Below are 21,064 nucleotides of genomic sequence, written 5' to 3' on the forward strand. Positions count from 1 at the left end.
CAGTCTAATTGGTTGCACTAGGCCGTCGTTCACGGTATGATTATTGTCATTAAAAGAGGTGTGAGATATGAAATATACGAAGAAACGGGCGCCTCGAAAGAATCAAAAACAACGCGATGCGACCTTCGATAAATTTAAACAACAACAAAATGAGCTCAACGCTAACCGCCGGGGTGTCCGGCGCAAGTAATGGCTGAGCTAGCTTTCAAGTATGTCATATGGACGGCTCGGAAGCTTTTTTTGTTTATGGCCGTTTTATCGTAGTGACCTTTAATCTGGTTACAACACGTGGCCTAAATCAGTGATTTCGGCAACAACTGGCAAACATCGGGTTATCTACAAAATGAGTTGCGTTTGATTGTTGAAGATTTTTTCAAGGTTGTGGTCAATTACTGAGCATCGGAAAATTTATGATACAATTGTAAAAGCTAACAAGTAACGCGGACGTTGTGACAGGTGCGTCGGCTGAACAAGGGGAAGATTATGCAAAAAAATGGTTTTTGGGCCACGATCAAAGACGGCTTACGAGTCATTGGCAATTGGTTAGCACCCTATTGGCAGCGATTCGCTGCCGTCGTCGGCTACCAATGGCACCGGCGACAAATCACACGGTGGCTAATTGTACTCGTCTTGACCGTCATCTTAATTGGGAGTGCCTATTTAACTTATGAAGCCAAGACGGCTAAAGTTGGTAATTTACAGGCGGAGCTAGAAAAGACAACTGAAATCTATGATAAGGACAATAAAAAGGCCGGTTCACTCTATTCACAAAAGGGAACCTATGTCCATTTGAGTAGTATTTCAAAAAACTTACAGAACGCGGTAATTTCGACTGAAGACCGTAATTTCTATAAAGAACATGGTTTCTCAGTCAAAGGAATCGGGCGGGCATTTGTCCTGCTCGTTATCAATAAGATACTTGGCCGTGACTACATTAGTGGTGGTGGGAGTACGTTGACGCAACAATTGGTCAAAAACGCCTACCTAACACAACAACAGACCTTCTCACGTAAGTTTCGGGAAATCTTTTTGGCGATTGAAACTGAAAATGTCTATTCTAAGGGCCAAATTTTAGCGATGTATTTGAATAACGCTTATTTCGGCCACGGTGTCTGGGGAGCTGAGGATGCGTCTGAACGATATTTTGGCGTACACGCGTCAGAGTTGTCTGTTGACCAGGCGGCGACCTTGGCCGGAATGCTGAGCTCGCCCAGTGGTTATGATCCAATCAATCATCCGAAAGCGTCTACGGCTCGTCGAAACGTCGTCTTGAATAACATGGTCGCTAATAATAAGCTTTCCAAAAGTGAGTATAAGCTTTATTCGCAAAAGGCGATGACGCTGACGAATAACTACCATTATGAAAGTGGTTATAATTATCCATATTATTTCGATGCGGTGATTGATGAAGCAATTAATAAGTACGGGCTAACGGAATCTGACATTATGAATCGGGGCTATAAGATTTATACGTCGCTTGATCAAGATGATCAGACACAGATGCAAGATTCTTTTAAGGATAGTACGTTGTTCCCGGCCAACGCGGACGATGGTACGAAGGTCCAAGGGGCCTCAATTGCGGTTGATCCGTCGACGGGTGGTGTGTTAGCCGTAGTCGGTGGTCGGGGCAAACACGTCTTCCGGGGCTTTAACCGTGCGACTCAGATTAAGCGGCAGCCGGGTTCGACGATCAAACCGTTGGCAGTGTATACACCAGCACTACAAAATGGTTATACGTATGATTCGAACCTTTCTAATAAGAAGCAAACTTTTGGGGCCAATAAATATGCGCCCAAAAACTATGATAATGTTTATAGTAAATCGGTCCCAATGTATACCGCGTTATCGCAAAGTATGAATATTCCGGCGGTTTGGTTATTGAATAAAATTGGTGTGAATAAAGGGTATCAATCGGTGAAAAAGTTTGGCTTACCAGTTACCAAGTCGGATGATAACCTGGCACTTGCCTTAGGTGGTTTGACGACGGGGGTATCACCCGCTCAAATGACCAGTGCCTATACAGCGTTTGCGAATGGTGGTAAGAAAACGACGGCCCACTTTATTACGAAAATTGTCGATGCTAGTGGCAATGTCGTTGTCGATAATACGAAGACTAAGACGAAGAAAATTATGTCCGCCAGCGTTGCTAAAGAAATGACCAGTATGATGCTTGGCACGTACAATAGTGGGACCGGGGCTGCGGCCAAGCCGTATGGATACTCGGTTGCTGGTAAGACTGGGAGTACGCAGGCTGATTACAGTACGGGTTCGGGAACGAAGGATCAGTGGATGATTGCTTATACCCCGGACATTGTGGTCACGACCTGGATCGGATTTGATACGACGAACAGTACTCATTATTTGAAGAGTTTATCTGAAAATCAACTTTCCTCGTTATTCAAGAATGAATTACAAAATATTTTGCCGAATACGAATAATACTAGTTTTGGTACGAAGGATGCTGCGACGCTGGCAACCGAATCTAATAGTAGTGATTCGGATAGTTCTGATAGTGGATCATCCGTATGGGAAAACGTTGAGAAGGGCGCTAATGCAGTTAAGAACAAGGCTAAAGACTGGTTCTCCAAAGCCAAAAGTTTCCTTGGCAACTAGTAAAGCTAGCTTCTGAACGTACTAATGCTATTCAAGTTCCGTTAAAAATGCTAAAATAATGACGACACATACTTCGAGGAGGAACTCACGATGGCCGTAAATATTTACGATACTGCGAACCAATTGGAACAAGAATTACGTCAGACTAAAGAATTCAAGGAATTAAAGGTCGCTTATGACACGATGAAGACCAATGACAGTGCCTTTTCACTGTTTAAGGACTTTCAAGAAGTTCAGATGCAATTGTCACAAAAGCAGATGAATGGGGAAGAATTGACGGATGACGAAGTTCAAAAGGCCCATGATTTAGCTGATAAGGTTGGCAACGTTGACGAAATTAAGTCCTTAATGGGTAAAGAACGTAACTTGAACCAATTGATGAATGATTTAAATCAAATTATCACTAAACCAGTTCAAGAATTATACCAGAACTAAGTAAATTAAGGATCGAGGGGCAATGACGGAATCTGTTCCGTGATTGCCCCTTTTTTAGTGGGGGTTATCATGAAATTTCTACACGCGGCAGATTTACATTTAGATACACCGTTTCAAGGACTGAGTGGCTTAACACCAGCTTTGCAGGAACGGTTAGTGACGGCACCACTGAGGGCACTCAGCCGACTAGTCGATTTGGCGGTGGCTGAGCAAGTCGATTTCGTCCTGCTCGTTGGTGACTTGTTTGACCAACAGGGCCAAAGTGTTCAGGCCCAGGCGGCACTGATGACGGCGCTAGCGCGGTTGAATACGGCTTCGATTCCGGTGCTGCTATCGTTCGGTAACCATGATTTTCAAGCGGATTTAAGTCGCTGGCACTTTCCGGCCAATGTGCACGTGTTTGGCCCGCAGGTAACAACGGCTACCTTAACGACTGTGGCACAAGAACGGGTCGCGATTAGTGGGTTTAGCTATGCGCAGCGGTGGGTGACGACGGACCCAGTTGATGATTATCCTGTTAAAGCCACGGGCGTTGATTATCAGATTGGTACCTTGCACGGTCAGATTGGTGTGGCGGGTGACCACTACGCCCCGTTCAACGTTAGTGAATTATTAACGAAACATTATGATTATTGGGCACTTGGTCATATTCATCAGCGGCAAACGCTCAATTCGCAACCACCAATCGTATATGCCGGCAACACGCAGGGGCGCCATCGCGGTGAAACTGGGGCGAAGGGGTGCCTCATTGTGAATAGCCAGGCCGATCAGACCTTGCAACCAGTATTTCACGCCTTGACTGATATTGAATGGGCGGATTGGACGCCAACGCTCACTAGTCCAGAACCCATGTCCCGTTCACATATCGTCCATCAGTTAGCTGATCAATTATCATTGAAGATGGTTACCGGCTTAAAATTAGTAACGATTACGTTACCAGCTAGTCTTCAACTGAGTGCGATGGCGGAATTAGCCTTAAATCAGGGGGCCATTCTAGCCCAGTTGCAGGAACAGGCAAATGAACATTGGTGGCCGGTTGCGATTGAGCAAGCAACGACGGATACGATGACCCCCTTGTTTGGTATTAACGCGACGACCTGGCAACAAGTTGGTGAGCAGGTCGTGACCGATCAAGCAGTCGCTGAACTTGCAGGCAAACTCTTGGATGAAGACTTTCTGAACACCGCGTTGCTGGAAGATATGTCACCCACTGCTTGGCAACAACAAGTGGTGCGACTCTTAAATGATCAGTACCATTTAACGACGGGGGTGAATGATGATGCAGATTAAGCGTCTTGAAATTGCGGGCTTTGGCAAATTTCAACAGCAGCAGTTCGAGTTTGGTGATGGGCTTCAAGTGATTTACGGCCTCAATGAAAGTGGTAAATCAACAATGCGGGCCTTTATTCTCGGCATGTTATTTGGTTTTCCCTCCCGCCGTCACCCACTTGAACGCCATGAACCACAAGGTACGAATCAGTACGGTGGTTCGATAGAGCTAGTGGTTGACGAGACGACATACCGGTTGACCCGGTTAGGTGATCAACCCGCTACCTTGGTGAACGTGCAGACGCAGGCCGCTCAACCGCTGGCCTTACTTGACAAGTGGTTAGCGCCTTATGATCGTGACCAGTATTTGCGATTGTTTACGTTTAACCAGGCTGAATTGACGGTGCTCAAAACTATGCACGCCAGCGATTTGAACGTGCAATTACAACAAGTCGGATTGGTGGGCAGTGCACCATGGCGAGAAACGGCGACTACGTTACGGACAGATGCGGAGGCGTTATATAAGCCCCGCGGCCGCAAACCCAGGTTGAATCAAGCATTGCAGCACTATCGCATGTTGACAGAACAGGTCAAGGCGGCCAAGCAACGGTACCCAGAATACGAAACATTACAAAATCGATTGCTGGATTTGCAGGCACAACGGACAAGTACCCAACGTGATTTAACCAAGTTGGATCATGAACAGCAACAGCTCGCCAATTTACGAAATCAGTGGCCGGTCTATCAACAATTGCAGCAACTGCAAGCCACTAATATGACGACGACACTAACTACGGCGACTAGGACACGCTATCAACAATTAAGCCAACAGCGAACGGAATTGCAACACGCCTTGGCGAGTGCACGTCAGCAATTAAGTCAGCAACCAGTTGATACACAATCTCAAGGACTAGTTGGCTTCTACGTCCAACATCAAGACCAGTTTGACCAATTAGAAGCTCAGTTACCAACCCTGCAACAAACCTTAGGCCAATACCAAACGTTGACCCAGCAGGGAAGTGCTGCCAAGGCTGATTTTCAAGCGCAAAGTAATGCACATCCTGAGCTGTTAGGTTGCCTCTCTCCGCACAAACAGGCCGCAATCGAGACCTTGAAGGCGACGTTGGCAGCGACGGCGAACACGCGTCGCCAACATCCGGCCCCGAATAGTCCATCGCTTGATTGGCGCTTGATTGGTGGTGCAATCGGGATTGTCGCGGGATTATTGCTACCATTAGGCGGCTTTAAATGGATCTTGATGTTAGCAGGTGTGGCCCTACTTGGTTGGTTTGGGATGACCCGTAGTCAGGGTAAACCGGTGCAAGCAACCGACCACTTATCAGACCAATTAGTGGCTGCTGGTCTGGCACCGAATCTGACTGCCAGTGAAGCCTTACAGCAATTGGAACTAGTCGCGGCACTGCAACGCGCACAAGCTGCGGTCACGACTGCTGATCAAGCATTAGCAACACAGGCTGCCAAACTCTGGCAATTGATTCAGCCTTATCAATTTGCGGCAGGATGGATTCCTGTTGATCAGGATCATTTAACGACAAGTGTTACTCGAATTGCCCAATTCTATGATCAAGTCCATCAAGTGATGCAACAGCAGACCATGTCCGGCCCCGACTTTGCCTTTGTCCAGCGGCAAGTCCAGCAGTTGACGCAGCAGGTCCGTAATCTGACCGAGCAGCTACAGGCGTTAGCAACGACCAACGGTTTAGCGGATGTAGACGCGTTGACGCAAGCGGTTAGTGATGCCGAAAAGCAAACGGCCAACGCCACGAGTCGTCAACAATTACAGCAACAACTCAGTTCTGCTGAGCTATCGGCGTTAAAGCAGTATACGTCGCTTGAAGCGTTGCAAGCGGTACTGGCTGAAAGACGGCAACAACGTACCCAAACGGCGCAGCAACTGACACAGTTAGCTACGGACATTGCCACGGCGCAAGCACAACTCCAAGAGTTGACGGCGGATGGCCAGTACGCTACGCTACGTCAGCAACAGGCGGATCTACAAACGGAAATCACAGTCATGGCACGTCAATGGCTAACGCGGCAGTTGGGTGCGAACTGGATCGATACGGCGCTGCAGGCATTGACACAACAGCAATTACCAACTGTTTTGGCCGCAGCAACCACGATTTTCGCGCAATTAACGGCACAGCGGTATAATAAGATTGACTTAGACGGTGATGAAATGGTTGTGAAGACGGCAACAACGCAGTTCATGGTCGCGGAACTTTCAACGGCGACTAAGGAACAGTTGTACTTGGCTTTACGGCTAGCGTTGATCAATCATTTGGGCCAAGCAGCTCAGCTACCACTAATGATTGATGATGGCTTGGTGAATTTTGATGAGCAACGTAAGCAAGCTGCTTGGCAAGTCTTAGCAGCAGTTGCTCAGCATCATCAAGTGCTCTACTTTACGAATGAGACAGCGGCACTGACCCAACTGAAGACAGCGACTGTACAGCAGTTAACCTAGGGGGGATAACATGGCAAAGAAGTTATTTGATTATCAATTAGATGAAACCGTGGATGGCTATTTTTTGTTGAAAGATTCGGAAGTTCGCATCGCCAAGAACGGCAAGAAGTTTTTAGCCATTAATTTTCAGGATACTTCCGGCGAGATTTCCGGGAAGTTTTGGGATGCAAGCGATACAGATGTCGAAAACTTTCAGGCAGGTCGGATCGTTCATCTGAAAGGTAAACGCGAAAACTATCAGGGTAATCCGCAAATCAAAATTCAACAAATGCGGCTCACTCATAGTGGCGAACCGCAAGAAGTGCAACAATTTGTGGAACACGCACCACTAAAGACCGACACGATGGCGGATGAAATCAATCAGTTTGTCTTTGAAATTACTGAACCTAATTGGAATCGAATTGTTCGCCACATGTTAACGACATTTCATGACCGGTTCTTTAGCTATCCCGCGGCGAAGAAAAATCATCACGCGTTCGCCGGTGGCTTAGCTTATCACACGTTATCAATTTTGCGCTTAGCTAAGGCAGTTGCCGATCAGTATCCCCACGTTAACCGGGCCTTACTATATGCCGGTGCGATTTTGCACGACATGGGTAAGACGATTGAAATGTCGGGGCCGGTCTCGACGACTTATACGTTGGCAGGGAACTTGGTCGGTCACATTGTCCTGATCGATGAACAAATCGTGGAGACTTGTCAACAGTTGAAAATTGACGAGCAGTCGGAATCTGTTTTAGTCTTGCGGCATACGATTCTTGCGCACCATGGTTTGTTAGAATATGGGTCACCCGTTCGGCCCCATATTATGGAAGCTGAAATCTTACATGACTTGGACGAGTTGGACGCGTCGATTCAAATGATGCAGACTTCACTTGGACACGCAGAGCCGGGCACGTATACGGAGCGGATCTTTGCTATGGATGGTCGTAATTTTTACCGGCCAACTGGTGATCAAACGAAGGGCGAATTACCAGACGAACAAAACTAACTAAATCGATACGGTGTTTGAAAGAACTGTTGAAATCAATGATTTTAACAGTTCTTTTTGTGACCTTTATTTTTGATGACGAATTCCATTGGGGTGGGTGAGACGGTGCACCATTAATTAGCGTGGGCCGTCATTAAAGATAAAATAAAAATTTTAATTGCAATTAATATCCTGACATGATAAGTTACTACGAGTGATTAGTTGTTATCGTTGACCATTGCATACGTGTTGAATTAGGGCACGTTGAGCAGTATTGGCGTGCACGATGCGCGTAATCTAGCGGCCAGACTGATTGATTAAACGATAATCCGGCAACTGTGGCACGTGACGGGACCGTCACAGAGACAAATGATTTAAAATTGCACGCATTAGGGGAGATTATCGGGATGAACGAACACGAAGCATATGTAACGACATTTTATTGGCTCGCGGATTGTTGGTTGGAAACTAGCTATCTGGGACTTGAGGATGAATTTGACGACGATGAAATCGATGACGCCGTCAAGTCACTACTAAATCGGATGCAAGCCGGGGCAATTTATGAGGTAACGGCGGATGATCCAATGTGGCAAGCATGGAAGCGGGCAGTTAGGGCCGTGCTTACGCCCAATGATCATGCTGAACATGAAGTTGATGAGACCGACGGAGATGACGAATTAGTGCTACCAGCTGGGGTACGACCAGAACGTCAATTAGAAGAAGTTCAAGCCTATGCAGCGATGAACGCGTTTTTGCAGGCACAAGATCAGGAATATCTGCAAGAAATTGGTAAACGGGCGGCCACTCAGGTCAGTGGTGCCGGGTGGCAAGTGTGGCGTGCACATCGTCAGAGCATGCATCCGGAGTCTGCCGCCCCGCTGACGTTGACTGCTGAACAATTACCAGCCGTGATGTGGGCCTTTTTCGATAAGTACCAGGATACTGAGGACTCTTTTGAGATTTTTGAATTGGTTAATCAACTTGAACAATGGCAAAAAAGTGCTGATCGAGATTTGGACGCGCAATGGTCACAGCTTGTGGCGAAAAGTCAGATTGATCCGGCCGCAATTACGCTCATGCAGGGCTTGTCGTTAGCGATTGAGTTCTTTGATCAGCTTGAGTGGGACGGTGATTTGACTGCCAAGGCAACTTTGCAGAATAAATTGATGCAACGCACGCTCGATGACACGCTCAATGATGAGACGACAGCCAACTGGGCGGATGCCTGGCAACACTGGGATTTAGCAGATCCGTTGACAACTGAACAGTGGGCCCGACGGTTTGATCCGGCGGACGACTATGAAGAAGATGAAGACGAGAGTGAAGAAGATGGCGCGGCTCGGCCAGCTTGGCAACTTGGTGCGAGTTATAGTACCGTTTTGATTGCAATGCGCTTAGTCGCTTACGGTGTACTGCGGCCTGAGAGTGTGCCTGGTATGGCAACTGTGAAGATGGCGAACCGTGCACTGGCAGCTACCGTCAGTATTGGTATCGTGTTAGTTGCTTGGCTGGTCACAGCTATTCTGATTACAATTGTAATTTGGGGATGGCGGTGGCTGCGTAAGCTGATTTTTTAGTGCAGCTGAACGGCCAACTGAATCACAATAGTGCCGATTGACTAGGCTGAAGTTTGTGAATCTAGTAGTTGAAGCTGAAAGGACGGGGTGTCAGTGGTAGTGCTTCATGATGGTTCGTAACTCGGACAGAAAGTCGGCATCTAAATGGGGCGATTGTCCTAATTGTAATGGTGCCAATGGCTGATATAACGTTGGTATGTCTGGCTTTAACGGCTGGTTATTGAAGTATTGCTGACCATGGATTTTGACGGTCGCTTTGAGCGTGCCAATCGTCATGACGGCCACGGCGGTATTTAAAAAGACGCCACCATTGAGACTAGTATATCCAGCGGAAGAACGCCCAACTAAAGTAACGTGCGGGTTACGTTTTAGCGCCATGATGGTCACCTCCGCGGCACTCGCTGTCTGGTTACCAATAATGGCATAAATATGACGAAAGTGGGCCGCTGTTGGTTGCGAAAAGTTAAAGTCATCTTGACCAAGTCCACCAGTGATGCGGCCATGGTACATCACACGCGGCCGGTTGCGATGATGGTTCGTGATGCCGGTGTAGAGGGTGCCGTCTGGAATGATGGCGGCCAGGCCAGCAATCATCGGTGCCGAACTACCACCAGTATTGGCTGCGAAGTTTAAGATTAAATCGGTTGTCGGCTTAGTTTGTTTAATCAGGTGCTGGAGTTGTGTCCAATACTGTTTTTGTAATTGGTGCTGACTGCTGTAAAATGCTGGCACATTGATGATGGTGAGGCCGGCACTCAGTGTCTTGGTCGGACGGGTGGCATGTTCAACTTGGCGGAGATTGGCGACGGCGAATGAATGTAAATTTGCAGCGCGCAGAATTTGATTGAGTTGGGTCAGTGACGTGATTTTGCGACCATGATCAGTCGCATGCAGCATGGCTTGCCATTGCGGGCGATGGTTGATAATGCCATATTTTGACATGTAGGTGATAGCCGGCATAGCGTTGAAGGACGCACGGAGCCGATTAGAAGCGGAAAGACCAAACGTTAGGACTATCGAAATTAGACCTACCAGTCCGTAACGGCATTTATTCGTTATCATGATAAGCCATCCTTACTTTTCGTGACTAGATTAGCATGTATTGGTTAGCTAAATTGTAGGCGTGGCGTCAAAATTTCGCAACGAAAAGCATATCTTAACTGATGCGTCTTTGAAATAATGGTTCCTGTTAAAATACCCATCTACATTGGCCGTCTTAACGGCTAAGTAGATGGGTATTTGTTGTATCATGAAATTGTTGACGATTGTGCCAGATCGGCTTCTAACTGGGTTAAGAAGATCGTCACCAAGTCTTTTTCCACCTGGTTCAGTGAATGCTCGGCTGGAAAGGCAATGAAATAATTCAGGGACATTAACGCTTGGGGCAAAGGTAAGATGTTATAGCGTTCTGGATCAGGCTGGGTATGCACACTGTCTGGTAAAAAGGTAATACCCAGTCCAGCAGTGGCTAGTTTGGTGATGGTGGCGGTATTCGTGCTCTCAATTACGATATTCGGTGTCACGTTGTGCTTTTGTAATAAGTAGTCAACTTGGCGTCGAATCGATGACCCGTGGGGAGACAAAACTAGAGGCGCTTGTAGCAGGTCGTTAAGGGGTAGCGCTCCCGGATTAATGAAGGCCTGATGGGGTTGGTACCAGTTGACGGTGTTCGGGATAATCGCGTAGTACCCGTCCCGACCGCGGTCATAACTTTCAAGCCCCGGCGCGATGGTTTCCGGATTTTGACCAATTAAGAAGTCCAGCTCACCGTGGAGCACGCGCTGTTCGTTGCGACTAGCGATATCTTCGGTTAATTCGATCTTAGTGGCCGGGTGGGCTTTCAAAAAAGCAGGTAAAAATAGGGGCAATAAGTAATAGCCGAGGCTAGATAAGACGCCCAGCCGAATTACTTGCTGGTTGGCATGTGTGTATTGCCTAATTTGCTTATTAAAGTAATCCTTCTCGTTTTCGAGCGCCGTCAAATATTGATAATAAGTCCGCCCAGCCGTGGTCAGTCGCAGTGGCGTGACTTCACGATTGATGATGGTGACGCCCAATTCTTTTTCAACATTGCGGATGCTTTGGGTGAGGTAAGGTTGTGAAATGTAGAGATCTTTAGCCGCCCGGGTAAAATTGCCGTGCTTGAGCAACACATCTAAAAACCGTCGCATTTCGCTGGAATCTGATTTTGGCATAAAGCGCCTTCCTCTCGCATTGTGATTAGGTGAGTATTCGTTTGATTGCTGATTTGGTCATGTTGAGTTAGTTGCATCGCCATAAGGACGTTCAAAACATGTTCAATAAGTTCTGTCAACATCCTGGCGATAGTGGCAAATAGCATTATGACCAACCATTTTAACGTAATTAATTTTAACGCGAATCGTCGACATAGTAAATTTGTTATCGGGGTATAGATAAATAAATATTTCACAAGCAGAGCGCTTTCACTTACACTAATCAGTATTAAGAGTGGCCAATCATTCAATAGCTACTCGTCGAAAACGACTGTTTAAATCATCCTGAAAGGATCTGAAATTATGAAATTTGTTGGGATTGTTGGGACGAATGCAACCAAATCGACCAACCGGCAGTTACTGCAATATATGCAACGGCATTTTCAGCAACAAGCCACGATTGAAATTTGTGAAATAAAAGATTTACCGGCTTTTAATGAACCGGAAGACCGAACAGCACCAGTAGCAATTCAACAGCTCAGTGATAAGATCACCGCAGCAGATGGCGTGATCTTTGCCACGCCGGAGTATGATCATTCAATTCCGGCCGTACTAAAAAGTGCAATCGAATGGCTGTCATATACCACGCGGCCGTTAATTAATAAACCAGTTATGATTGTTGGGGCCTCGAACGGCTCACTGGGAACCTCACGCGCTCAAGCGCACTTACGCCAGATTTTAGAAGCGCCGGAATTAAAAGCACTGGTGATGCCAAATATTGAATACTTACTAGGCCGTTCACTACAAGCTTTTGATGATCAGGGCGACCTGACTTATCCGGATAAAGTTCAGGAATTAGACAATGCGTTTGGCGAATTCATTGATTTTGTAGATTTAACGAATAAAATCATGCCGTCGAGTCAGTTTTTCGAAAAGAGTAAGCAGTTCTCGTGGCGGCAAGTGACTGGGGAGGAATAAACATGAAATTTGTTGGAATTGTTGGAACGAATGCTCAGCATTCGTACAATCGGATGTTGCTGGAATTTATGCAACGACATTTTGCGACACAAGCCGAAATCGAAATTTTAGAATTGACTGATGTCCCGATGTTTGATGAATCGAATGATCAAACTGACAGTACCATCATTCAAAACTTTGCCACTAAAATTGCGACGGCTGACGGGGTTATCATTGCCTCACCGGAACACAATCATTCCGTGCCTTCCGCGTTGAAAAGCATTATTGAATGGTTATCATTCAAAATTCACCCATTAGATGGTCAAGCAGTAATGATTGTTGGGGCTTCATACAGCGTCCAAGGATCGTCACGCGCGCAACTACACCTGCGTCAGATTTTAGACGCTCCCGGTGTTAACGCCAGTGTCATGCCCGGTTCAGAATTCTTATTAGGTCGTGCCCAAACGGCTTTTGACGATCAAGGTAATTTAAAGGTGCAAGGGACGGTTGATTTTCTGGACAGTTGTTTTGCAAAGTTTCAGAAGTTTGCGACCATCGTCGCCGAGATGCGGGCACCAGAAGCGCTTAGCTTTGCCCCGGGTACTTATCAGGTGACGGCCACTGGACATAATGGCGAATTGCCAATGCGAGTGACCCTCTCCGCTGACCGGATTGAAAATATTGAAATTGATACCAGTAGTGAAACGCAGGGGATTGCCGATGTGGCTTTTGAACGCATTCCCAAGGAGATTATTGCGGGTCAAACGCTCGCTGTTGATGCGATTTCCGGGGCTTCAATTACCAGTCATGGTGTTATCGATGGGGTCGCTCGTGCGGTCAAAGAAGCTGGTGCCAATCCTGATGATTTGAAGAAACGGCGTGCGACTAAGCAGGTCGCTCAACCTGCTGTCAAAGAAGTGACGACTGATGTCGTAGTGGTTGGTGCTGGTGGGGCTGGTATGACGGCAGCGGCCAAAGTGTTACAGGCTGGTCATCAAGCCGTTGTCCTAGAAAAATACCCAGCTGTCGGTGGTAATACCGTTCGCGCTGGGGGGCCCATGAATGCGGCTGATCCGGATTGGCAACGACAGTTTGTAGCTTTGCCAGGTGAAAAGCAAACGTTGAAGGATCTGAGTGAGCGTGATGAAAGTACAATTGCACCTGAATATCGGGCTGATTTCCGTAAATTGAAACAGCAGATTGACGCATACCTGACTGCCAATACCAATCAAAAGGGCACCTTATTTGATTCAACCTTGTTACATCGGATTCAAACTTATTTAGGTGGTCAACGGACTGATTTGAACGGTCAAGAGATTCACGGTCAGTATGATTTGGTAAAAGAATTGACGGATAACGCCCTGGATTCAGTCAAGTGGTTACAATCGATTGGTGTGAAATTTGATGAAAGCCAAGTGACAATGCCAGTTGGAGCCATCTGGCGGCGCGGGCATAAGCCAATGGGCGATCTAGGGTTTGCTTACATCAAGACTTTACGGGCCTTTGTTGAACAACAGGGTGGTACGATTATGACGGAAACGCCGGTAAAAGAATTACTGGTGACAGATGGGCAAGTTCGTGGCGTCATTGCGACTAATGCGGCTCATGAGAAAGTTATTGTCCATGCTGATGCGGTGATTTTAGCTTCTGGTGGTTTCGCAGCGAATACTAAAATGTTACAAAAGTACAATACGTACTGGACGGCCATCGACGATGATGTCAAGACGACTAATTCACCCGCAATGACTGGTGATGGAATTCGGCTAGGGACTAGTGTTGGTGCAGCATTAGTTGGGATGGGCTTCTCACAAATGATGCCGGTATCTGATCCGGAGACCGGCGAATTATTCAGTGGGCTCCAAGTGCCACCGGCTAACTTTGTGATGGTAAACCAGCAAGGAAAACGGTTCGTCAATGAGTACGGCAGTCGTGATGAGTTAACTCAGGCGGCCATTGATAATGGGAGTCTTTTCTATTTAATTGCCGATGATGAAATTAAAAAGACGGCTTACAACACGACACAAGCTAAAATTGACCAGCAGGTGGCGAATGGGACCTTGTTCCGTGCTGATACTTTGACAGATTTAGCGCAACAAATTGGCATGGACCCGGCAGCCCTGACCAAGACGATTGCGGATTACAATCGTTACGTTGATGCCGGCGAGGATCCTGAATTTCATAAGACAGCCTTTGATTTGAAAGTTGCCGTGGCACCATTTTACGCAACGCCGCGTAAACCAGCAACCCACCACACGATGGGGGGCTTGAAGATTGATCCGGATGCTCACGTTTTAAATACGGACGGTCAGATTATCGACGGGCTATACGCGGCGGGAGAAGTAGCCGGCGGAATTCACGCGGGTAACCGGCTAGGTGGTAACTCGCTTAGTGATATCTTTACGTTCGGTCGAATCGCGGCTGCTCATGCTGTTGCTGAGCACGTTGATCCGGTGACGGCCTAAGGCAATTATTAAGTCGCTACGTTGGTTGAGTCGTGTTAGTGTATAATCGACCGTAGAGAGAAGCAGATCGACAAGGGAGATTATCACATGCAAAAACCAATGCCAGTCGCGGTGACGAACATTGCGGACAATATTACGCACCAACCAGCTTATATGACGATTGTTTTAAATGATCACAAGTATTCGACCGCGCGCAAAAAGACGCCGTTTATCTTGAAAGCGTTGAATGAGGGCGCGGCTGCTCATGGGCGTTTGACGATCACGCCTAGTCGGCTGAGTTTGGCCGATGAGCGCGGCACAGTCTTTCAAACCTTGGCGCCAATACCCACAGTCATCACGGACATCGAGCTGGGATTGTATCGCTCAATCGTGCGGCAACTTGGTAATGGCGTACGAATGAAGGCCCGTTATACATTGGCGGTGACGTTGACCAGCGATACCGCTACTTATCAGATGTTAAATACCGATTTGTCAGTGTTGAAACCGCTGTTGGCTTGGATCACCGACTTTCATCTTCACTTAACCGATTCGTTACAATTGGCAACCAGTGATATCAACTGGCCCAATTTGACGGATGATCAATTTGAAGCATTGACAAAGGGCACCCCGTACTTTGCTTGGCAACAGACGATTGGGGCCCACTGGTAAGCAAAGTTAAGAACTACAAAATATGAAGCCAGACTTTCGATAATAGTCGAAAGTCTGGCTTCGTTTTTTATTATAAAATTTCACCGATAAAGTCGCCTTTAGGTAATTGTTGGAAGTCGTAAGTTTCAAAATCACTCACTTGTTTGGTATACCAGTGTAAGCTTTCGGTAATCATCAGGTTGACGGCCTCATCTTTTTCCTGCAAGGCGATGATGGGCAAGTCGCGCATGGTAGCCACACCTAGCTCGTAGGCGGTACCAGAATCTAAGTTTTTGGCTTCAAAGTCTAAGACAGTCACGATGACTTGCGCGGCTGCGATTTGGGCCATATCGCGGTGGAAAATTTCGGTCGCCCAAGTTTTGGTGAACTGTTCGGCTTGAGCGTCCTGGTGTAGACGTGGTGAATAAAAATCCATGACGGTTGGATTTTGCGCTAAAGCTTCCTCAAGTTGTGTGACCCGCGTCACTTGTTCGGGACTGAAAAACGGACTAGCAATATAAATTTGTGCCATGAAGATACTCCTTAAAGTTAATTTAGTAAAAAGACTAATGGCTTAATTTTAGAGATTTTGGGGGTCAACGTCAATTTGTTTTTAACTACTAGCTTGTGGCCACAGATCAATCCGGTCAAGTTTCGAAGGCAGCAACGCTACCACAAACGAGCGAGAATCACCAGAGCTTGCTCATTGCAATACTTGGACATGCCGTATTGTTGTTGATGCTTGTATGGTTACCAGCTAAATAAGTTATTATTTGACTGAAATTAGGATACAATGGATTTAGAGTTATAAAATGGGCCTTCAGAAATTATGAAGGTCCATTTTTGTTAGCTTAAATGAATTGTTGCGGTTAATAATAAGTCTGTCACTTAATTTTAAATAAACGGGTTTTGAAGATGCTGGTTACTTAAGTTGTCGTGCTAAATGAATTGTAAAAATTGTGCCATGAGGCAGGTTGTCACTAACGCTGATTTGGGCTTGATTAAGTTCAGCAAGCCGGGCAACGATTGCTAAACCCAAGCCGGTTCCAGGAATTGCTTGTGAACGCGCCTGATCAACGCGATAAAAACGCTCAAAAACATGGCTTTTGTCCACATCACTGATACCAATTCCTTGATCAGCAATCGTAATAGTTGGTTGGTCGTTCTGAATAGCAACAGTGACTTGAACTGTGCCACTTTCCGGTGAGTATTTACTAGCATTGCTGAGCAAGGCTAGTAAAATTTGTTGTAAATTGGCACTATTGAAGTAGGCGTTCGTTGGGGTCAACGCCATGGTGATAGTTTGTGGCAAACTTGTTTCATAATTGGTAACCGTTTCACGGATAACTTTGTCAACACTTTGGTAACTTAAGGTCGCTTCAGTATGATCCATGCGAGTTAGTTGTAATAGATTCTCAACGAGCGTCTGCATTCGTATTGATTCGTGATCAATGAATTTTAATGATCGAGAAATGACTTCTGGGTGTTCTTTTCCACGCCGGTTAATCAAACTAATATGTCCCCGGATGGCTGTAAGGGGGGTTCGTAACTCGTGTGATGCGTCTGCCACAAATTGATGATCGCGCAAGACTTGTTTGTTGAGTGATTGTAGCAGTTGATTGATTTCTACGCCGAGATCATGAACTTCTGTTGGCTCGATGGGAACGGGTAACGCCTCATGATAGGAGATGTTTTCTGCATGATTGATTTGGGCTGCTGCGTTCGTCAATGCTGCCAATGGTCGGTTTAGTCGGCGAGCTAACCAGGCGGTAATCAGGTAACCCAGAATGCCACCAATAATAATAACTAGTAATAAATCTTCTAATATCAAACGAAAAATATGAATGACATCATGAAGGCTAGTCCAAGTCTCATAGTAAATATGACGACTTTCAGCTCCAGAGCGGTAAAAGAAACCAAAACCATTACGGTAACGAATATTGTTGAATCCAGGGACCTGCCATTCCTTGGCGTGCAAGAATTTGCGCGCGTTCGGTGAATAGAAGATTTGATGTTTTTGGTTGGAAATCTTAGTACTAACTTTAACGTAAGTATCTTTAGTATTAATTGGACTATTCATTTTCCATTGCTGCCAGTCGGGCGCATCATCAATAAACGAACGTTTCAGACTGGTTATGAGAATTTGGGCATCGTCCATTCGATTTTTAGTTAAACGATAACCAACGACACCGGCAATTGAAACACCTGTCAGAAGAATTATCAGTAAAATTATTACGGTAAATGTCCGGGTGATTTGGGCAGCATTGGATTGACCACTAAAATTACGCATGAGTATCATCTCGCAGGCAGTAGCCAACTCCGCGGACGGTATGAATCAATTTTCGCTGGGTATCCGTATCGATTTTATGACGTAGATAGCGAATGTAGACATCAACGATATTTGGTTGACCCTCAAAATCAACGCCCCAAACTTGGTCTAACAATTCATCACGGGTAAAAGTGATGGGTGCATTTTTCATTAGCGTTAATAAGAGCTCATATTCACGCTGAGTGAGTTGAACGAGATGATGGTTACGTTTAACTTGGCGAGATTTAGTATTTAACTCTAAATCGGCAAATTTGTACACTGCTTGTAAGTTTTGTTGTTGGTCAGCGTGCCGTAAAATAACGCGTACTCGGGCAAGCAATTCTTCAGTATCAAAAGGCTTTGTAATGTAATCATCGGCACCACCGTCCAAACCGGCAACTTTATCGCTGACGTAATCACGGGCAGTCATCATAATGACTGGAATTGTATCGTGTTTACGTATGCGCCGAAGCACTTCTAAACCATCCATTTTTGGTAGCATCCAGTCTAGAATAATTAAATCGAGATCGTCTTGGTTTTGCTGGTAGGTCGTAAAGGCCGCTTGTCCGTCCGTAGCAGTTAGAACTGCGTAGTCTTCGAAGGCCAGCTCCTGTTGTAAAAAATCAATCACACTAGCTTCATCATCAACTAATAAAATTTTTGGCATATAAAGGGCTCCTTGAAATGATGTATTTTTAATAAATCCATTGTTGTATTAATGTCCAATCTTTAGTATAAGCAATTTTGTGAAAAAATGGACCCTAGTGAACCTGAAAACCTTCTGAAATTTTCTCATAATAGTTGTTAGATCATTACTGAGAAAAACTAATAAAGTTCTGATTTGCTAGTGCTTTTTCGAGCATCGTCGACTGTGTACAATTTAAGCAGTCAAGATTGGGGTGATTAACATGCTAACTTTTATTAGTCAGTTGGCGATTGTTGCAACAACTCACATTATCAAGCTAGGACCGATAGTCGGATGGGTTATTCTAGTTGTTTTGGGATGCGGCTACTTAGCGTTAATAATGCGTTACAAACGGCCATATTAAGGCCCGTAGTCAACAATACTCGATTTCTGGAATTGTTTTTTGCTGAGAAAAATTCAGGAGCTCTTCATTGCAGGTGAGGATTGTTTGTCAATGGTGCCATAAGGTCGCGTTAATTAATTGATGGTGAGTTTCTCGATTATCACACGATCATCATAATCGAGTGTCAACTAAATCATGCTGAAAATTTAGTTTAGTGGCAGATAATTATTTAGCTGTCAAAGCGTTAAGCCGGTATGGTGACTGACCGATTTTAGTAAGAAAAATAAGCTTTAAATCAAAATAGACATTAGTATATTGTTTATCTTTAATCTAAGAGGAGTGAAGATTGTGTTAGCACGGAATGGAAATGAAACCAAAATTGCCTGGTCCTTTTGGGGGGCTTTCGGTTTCTTAGCAATTTTGGTAGGTCTGAATGCGGATGTTATTCAAAATATCGATAACATTGTTTTTAATAGCTTGGTGCGTATAGACAATCCAAGTTTGACGGCTATGTTTAAGATAGTTGCATTATTAGCTAGTCCAGCAGTCTCAGTATTAATTATTGTTATTTTCAGTGGTTGGTTGTATCTGAATCATCAGCGCACCTTGGGATTATTAGCTCTCACTACATTACTTGGTGGAGATACGCTAGCATTAGGATTCAAATATCTTGTTCATCGCGCACGACCAGTACAACCACTAGTGACGGATAGTGGTTATAGTTTTCCTAGTGGCCATGTGTTTGGCACCATCTTGTTAGTGACGATTTTATTAGCGATTGGGTTGCCATTTATCACCTCCAGTTGTAAACGGGTAAGTCTGATTGGATTAGGGGTGGTGTGGATACTAATTGTGATGATTTCCCGTGTCTATTTACGAGATCATTATGCTTCGGATACAATTGGTAGCTGGTTATTAGCATGCGGTTGTTGGTATCAAGCAAAAGCGTGGTATGGACGATGGCGTTGTCATGTTCAAGATTATCTGATGCATTTATCCCACCGACATTTTTGAAGCATGTAAAGGAGCATTCAGTAAATGAAAAAGATTTCAATTATTGTTCCCTGTTATAACGAACAAACAGCTATCCCTTTGTTTTACAAAGCTGTTCAGCAAGTTTATCAAACTCAAATTCAGCCACTTTGGCCACAGTACCAGCTAGAATATTGGTTTATTGATGATGGTGCGACGGATGAAACATTAGTGACGTTGCAACAGCTTGTTTGCCAAGATTCAGACCATGTCCATTACGTCTCGTTTTCGCGCAATTTTGGTAAAGAAGCCGCACTATATGCTGGTTTACAACATGCTACAGGTGATTTAGTGGTTGTGATGGATGTCGATTTACAAGAGCCACCAGCATTGTTGCCGCAGATGATGAGTGGTGTGCTAACGGAACAATATGATGTTATTGGCGTTAAGCGGCTTGATCGTCAGGATGAACCCGTGATCTGTTCTTTGTGTTCACGGTTGTTTTACTGGTTTATCAATCAAATTTCGATGACTAAGATTGAACAGGGTGCTCGAGATTACCGCATGATGACACGACAGGTCGTGGATGCAGTGTTAGATATGCCTGAGTATAATCGTTTTTCAAAAGGCTTGTTCAGTTGGATTGGATTTCGGACGAAGTATTTAAGTTATGAAAACCAGGAACGCGTGGCCAGCACCACCCACTGGTCATTTTGGAATTTGGTCAATTATTCGATTGATGGCGTAATTGATTTTTCAGATAAACCGCTAGCAATGGCATCGTTTTTAGGCATTATTTCATTTATAATAGCTATTGGCGCCTTGATTTTTATTGTGGGGCGTGCCTGGTTATTTGGCGATCCAACTGGGGGCTGGCCATCATTAGTCGCAATTACTTTGATGTTGGGAGGTTTGCAACTTTTCTGTTTAGGGATAGTTGGTAAATATATTAGTAAAAGTTATTTGGAGTCAAAACGGCGGCCAATTTACATTAGTAAGGATGAGCGGTAACCTGGTGACCTATTGTATAGGCGAGACGTACGTTTCTTGAAATTGGATATAGCAATTTAATTTAAAACAATTGAATGCGTTCACAAATGATAAAATTTGGAAATGGCATTTAGTTGTTTTTATTTGTCAATATATTGATGGATACTTTCAATCTAATTATCGATATTCAGAAT

The 21,064-nt window shown here is 45.3% G+C and carries 18 protein-coding genes; 13 read left to right on the forward strand and 5 right to left on the reverse strand.

Annotated features, from left to right (window positions below):
* Window positions 1–67 precede the first annotated feature (67 nt).
* The 7 genes from MZO41_RS16750 to MZO41_RS00810 all read left to right on the forward strand — a co-directional run bounded on the left by MZO41_RS16750 (window position 68) and on the right by MZO41_RS00810 (window position 9,352).
* Window positions 68–190 (forward strand): hypothetical protein, encoded by a 123-nt coding sequence (locus tag MZO41_RS16750; RefSeq protein WP_003643109.1) that lies wholly within the window; start codon window positions 68–70, stop codon window positions 188–190.
* A gap of 293 nt (window positions 191–483) precedes the next feature.
* The gene (locus tag MZO41_RS00785) at window positions 484–2,613 is read left to right on the forward strand and encodes a transglycosylase domain-containing protein (protein ID WP_003643108.1); all 2,130 of its coding nucleotides are present in this window, start codon (window positions 484–486) and stop codon (window positions 2,611–2,613) included.
* A 90-nt stretch (window positions 2,614–2,703) separates the two neighbouring features.
* Window positions 2,704–3,048: a YlbF/YmcA family competence regulator gene (locus MZO41_RS00790; RefSeq protein ID WP_003643106.1), complete on the forward strand. Its 345-nt coding sequence runs from the start codon at window positions 2,704–2,706 to the stop codon at window positions 3,046–3,048.
* Between the two features lie 69 nt (window positions 3,049–3,117).
* Window positions 3,118–4,338: a metallophosphoesterase family protein gene (locus MZO41_RS00795; RefSeq protein ID WP_003645226.1), complete on the forward strand. Its 1,221-nt coding sequence runs from the start codon at window positions 3,118–3,120 to the stop codon at window positions 4,336–4,338.
* Window positions 4,325–6,805, forward strand: coding sequence for an ATP-binding protein (locus tag MZO41_RS00800; RefSeq protein ID WP_013355466.1), 2,481 nt, complete (start codon window positions 4,325–4,327; stop codon window positions 6,803–6,805). The genes MZO41_RS00795 and MZO41_RS00800 overlap by 14 nt, the downstream gene beginning before the upstream one ends.
* A 10-nt stretch (window positions 6,806–6,815) precedes the next feature.
* Window positions 6,816–7,796, forward strand: coding sequence for a 3'-5' exoribonuclease YhaM family protein (locus MZO41_RS00805; protein WP_003643103.1), 981 nt, complete (start codon window positions 6,816–6,818; stop codon window positions 7,794–7,796).
* A gap of 317 nt (window positions 7,797–8,113) precedes the next feature.
* Complete coding sequence (locus MZO41_RS00810; RefSeq protein WP_013355467.1) at window positions 8,114–9,352, forward strand: hypothetical protein; 1,239 nt, start codon at window positions 8,114–8,116, stop codon at window positions 9,350–9,352.
* 90 nt (window positions 9,353–9,442) lie between these two features.
* Here MZO41_RS00810 and MZO41_RS00815 read toward each other — a convergent pair whose 3' ends face one another.
* Both MZO41_RS00815 and MZO41_RS00820 read right to left on the reverse strand, forming a co-directional pair.
* Complete coding sequence (locus MZO41_RS00815) at window positions 9,443–10,414, reverse strand: S41 family peptidase (RefSeq protein WP_013355468.1); 972 nt, start codon at window positions 10,412–10,414, stop codon at window positions 9,443–9,445.
* Window positions 10,415–10,599: 185 nt separating this feature from the next.
* Window positions 10,600–11,547 carry a LysR family transcriptional regulator gene (locus tag MZO41_RS00820; RefSeq protein WP_003643099.1) on the reverse strand — a complete coding sequence of 316 codons (948 nt, stop codon included), beginning with the start codon at window positions 11,545–11,547 and terminating at the stop codon, window positions 10,600–10,602.
* A 342-nt stretch (window positions 11,548–11,889) separates the two neighbouring features.
* Here MZO41_RS00820 and MZO41_RS00825 point away from each other — a divergent pair, with 342 nt between their 5' ends.
* The 3 genes from MZO41_RS00825 to MZO41_RS00835 all read left to right on the forward strand — a co-directional run bounded on the left by MZO41_RS00825 (window position 11,890) and on the right by MZO41_RS00835 (window position 15,593).
* On the forward strand, window positions 11,890–12,504 hold the full coding sequence (locus MZO41_RS00825; RefSeq protein ID WP_003643097.1) for an NADPH-dependent FMN reductase: 615 nt from the start codon (window positions 11,890–11,892) through the stop codon (window positions 12,502–12,504).
* Window positions 12,505–12,506: 2 nt separating this feature from the next.
* Window positions 12,507–14,945, forward strand: coding sequence for a flavocytochrome c (locus MZO41_RS00830; protein WP_022638021.1), 2,439 nt, complete (start codon window positions 12,507–12,509; stop codon window positions 14,943–14,945).
* Window positions 14,946–15,032: 87 nt separating this feature from the next.
* Window positions 15,033–15,593, forward strand: a complete 561-nt coding sequence (locus MZO41_RS00835) for a hypothetical protein (protein WP_013355469.1) — start codon at window positions 15,033–15,035, stop codon at window positions 15,591–15,593.
* 70 nt (window positions 15,594–15,663) lie between these two features.
* Here the strand turns inward: MZO41_RS00835 and MZO41_RS00840 are convergent, their stop codons facing one another.
* Entirely contained in the window at window positions 15,664–16,104 is a 441-nt protein-coding gene (locus tag MZO41_RS00840; RefSeq protein WP_013355470.1) for a nucleoside 2-deoxyribosyltransferase, read from the reverse strand.
* Between the two features lie 95 nt (window positions 16,105–16,199).
* Between MZO41_RS00840 and MZO41_RS00845 the strand changes: the two genes are divergently transcribed.
* Window positions 16,200–16,337 (forward strand): LPXTG cell wall anchor domain-containing protein, encoded by a 138-nt coding sequence (locus tag MZO41_RS00845; protein ID WP_022638020.1) that lies wholly within the window; start codon window positions 16,200–16,202, stop codon window positions 16,335–16,337.
* Window positions 16,338–16,494: 157 nt separating this feature from the next.
* On the opposite strand, the gene MZO41_RS00850 is transcribed toward MZO41_RS00845, so the two are convergent.
* The gene (locus MZO41_RS00850; protein WP_022638019.1) at window positions 16,495–17,862 is read right to left on the reverse strand and encodes a sensor histidine kinase; all 1,368 of its coding nucleotides are present in this window, start codon (window positions 17,860–17,862) and stop codon (window positions 16,495–16,497) included.
* On the reverse strand, window positions 17,855–18,547 hold the full coding sequence (locus MZO41_RS00855; RefSeq protein ID WP_021356352.1) for a response regulator transcription factor: 693 nt from the start codon (window positions 18,545–18,547) through the stop codon (window positions 17,855–17,857). Before MZO41_RS00855 ends, MZO41_RS00850 begins: the two co-directional genes overlap by 8 nt.
* Window positions 18,548–19,256: 709 nt before the next feature.
* Between MZO41_RS00855 and MZO41_RS00860 the strand changes: the two genes are divergently transcribed.
* Window positions 19,257–19,922 (forward strand): phosphatase PAP2 family protein, encoded by a 666-nt coding sequence (locus MZO41_RS00860; RefSeq protein WP_013355473.1) that lies wholly within the window; start codon window positions 19,257–19,259, stop codon window positions 19,920–19,922.
* A gap of 24 nt (window positions 19,923–19,946) precedes the next feature.
* Complete coding sequence (locus tag MZO41_RS00865) at window positions 19,947–20,891, forward strand: glycosyltransferase family 2 protein (RefSeq protein WP_013355474.1); 945 nt, start codon at window positions 19,947–19,949, stop codon at window positions 20,889–20,891.
* Window positions 20,892–21,064: the final 173 nt, after the last annotated feature.

Origin of the sequence: Lactiplantibacillus sp. C232 (genome assembly GCF_023806725.1) — a bacterium.
Lineage (GTDB): Bacteria > Bacillota > Bacilli > Lactobacillales > Lactobacillaceae > Lactiplantibacillus > Lactiplantibacillus plantarum.

Bases quoted from the DNA above. Each gene is read 5' to 3' on its own strand.
- MZO41_RS16750 (WP_003643109.1), top strand. From the start codon at position 68: ATGAAATATACGAAGAAACGGGCGCCTCGAAAGAATCAAAAACAACGC.
- MZO41_RS00785 (WP_003643108.1), top strand. From the start codon at position 484: ATGCAAAAAAATGGTTTTTGGGCCACGATCAAAGACGGCTTACGAGTC.
- MZO41_RS00790 (WP_003643106.1), top strand. From the start codon at position 2,704: ATGGCCGTAAATATTTACGATACTGCGAACCAATTGGAACAAGAATTA.
- MZO41_RS00795 (WP_003645226.1), top strand. From the start codon at position 3,118: ATGAAATTTCTACACGCGGCAGATTTACATTTAGATACACCGTTTCAA.
- MZO41_RS00800 (WP_013355466.1), top strand. From the start codon at position 4,325: ATGATGCAGATTAAGCGTCTTGAAATTGCGGGCTTTGGCAAATTTCAA.
- MZO41_RS00805 (WP_003643103.1), top strand. From the start codon at position 6,816: ATGGCAAAGAAGTTATTTGATTATCAATTAGATGAAACCGTGGATGGC.
- MZO41_RS00815 (WP_013355468.1), bottom strand. From the start codon at position 10,414: ATGATAACGAATAAATGCCGTTACGGACTGGTAGGTCTAATTTCGATA.
- MZO41_RS00820 (WP_003643099.1), bottom strand. From the start codon at position 11,547: ATGCCAAAATCAGATTCCAGCGAAATGCGACGGTTTTTAGATGTGTTG.
- MZO41_RS00825 (WP_003643097.1), top strand. From the start codon at position 11,890: ATGAAATTTGTTGGGATTGTTGGGACGAATGCAACCAAATCGACCAAC.
- MZO41_RS00830 (WP_022638021.1), top strand. From the start codon at position 12,507: ATGAAATTTGTTGGAATTGTTGGAACGAATGCTCAGCATTCGTACAAT.
- MZO41_RS00835 (WP_013355469.1), top strand. From the start codon at position 15,033: ATGCAAAAACCAATGCCAGTCGCGGTGACGAACATTGCGGACAATATT.
- MZO41_RS00840 (WP_013355470.1), bottom strand. From the start codon at position 16,104: ATGGCACAAATTTATATTGCTAGTCCGTTTTTCAGTCCCGAACAAGTG.
- MZO41_RS00850 (WP_022638019.1), bottom strand. From the start codon at position 17,862: ATGCGTAATTTTAGTGGTCAATCCAATGCTGCCCAAATCACCCGGACA.
- MZO41_RS00855 (WP_021356352.1), bottom strand. From the start codon at position 18,547: ATGCCAAAAATTTTATTAGTTGATGATGAAGCTAGTGTGATTGATTTT.
- MZO41_RS00865 (WP_013355474.1), top strand. From the start codon at position 19,947: ATGAAAAAGATTTCAATTATTGTTCCCTGTTATAACGAACAAACAGCT.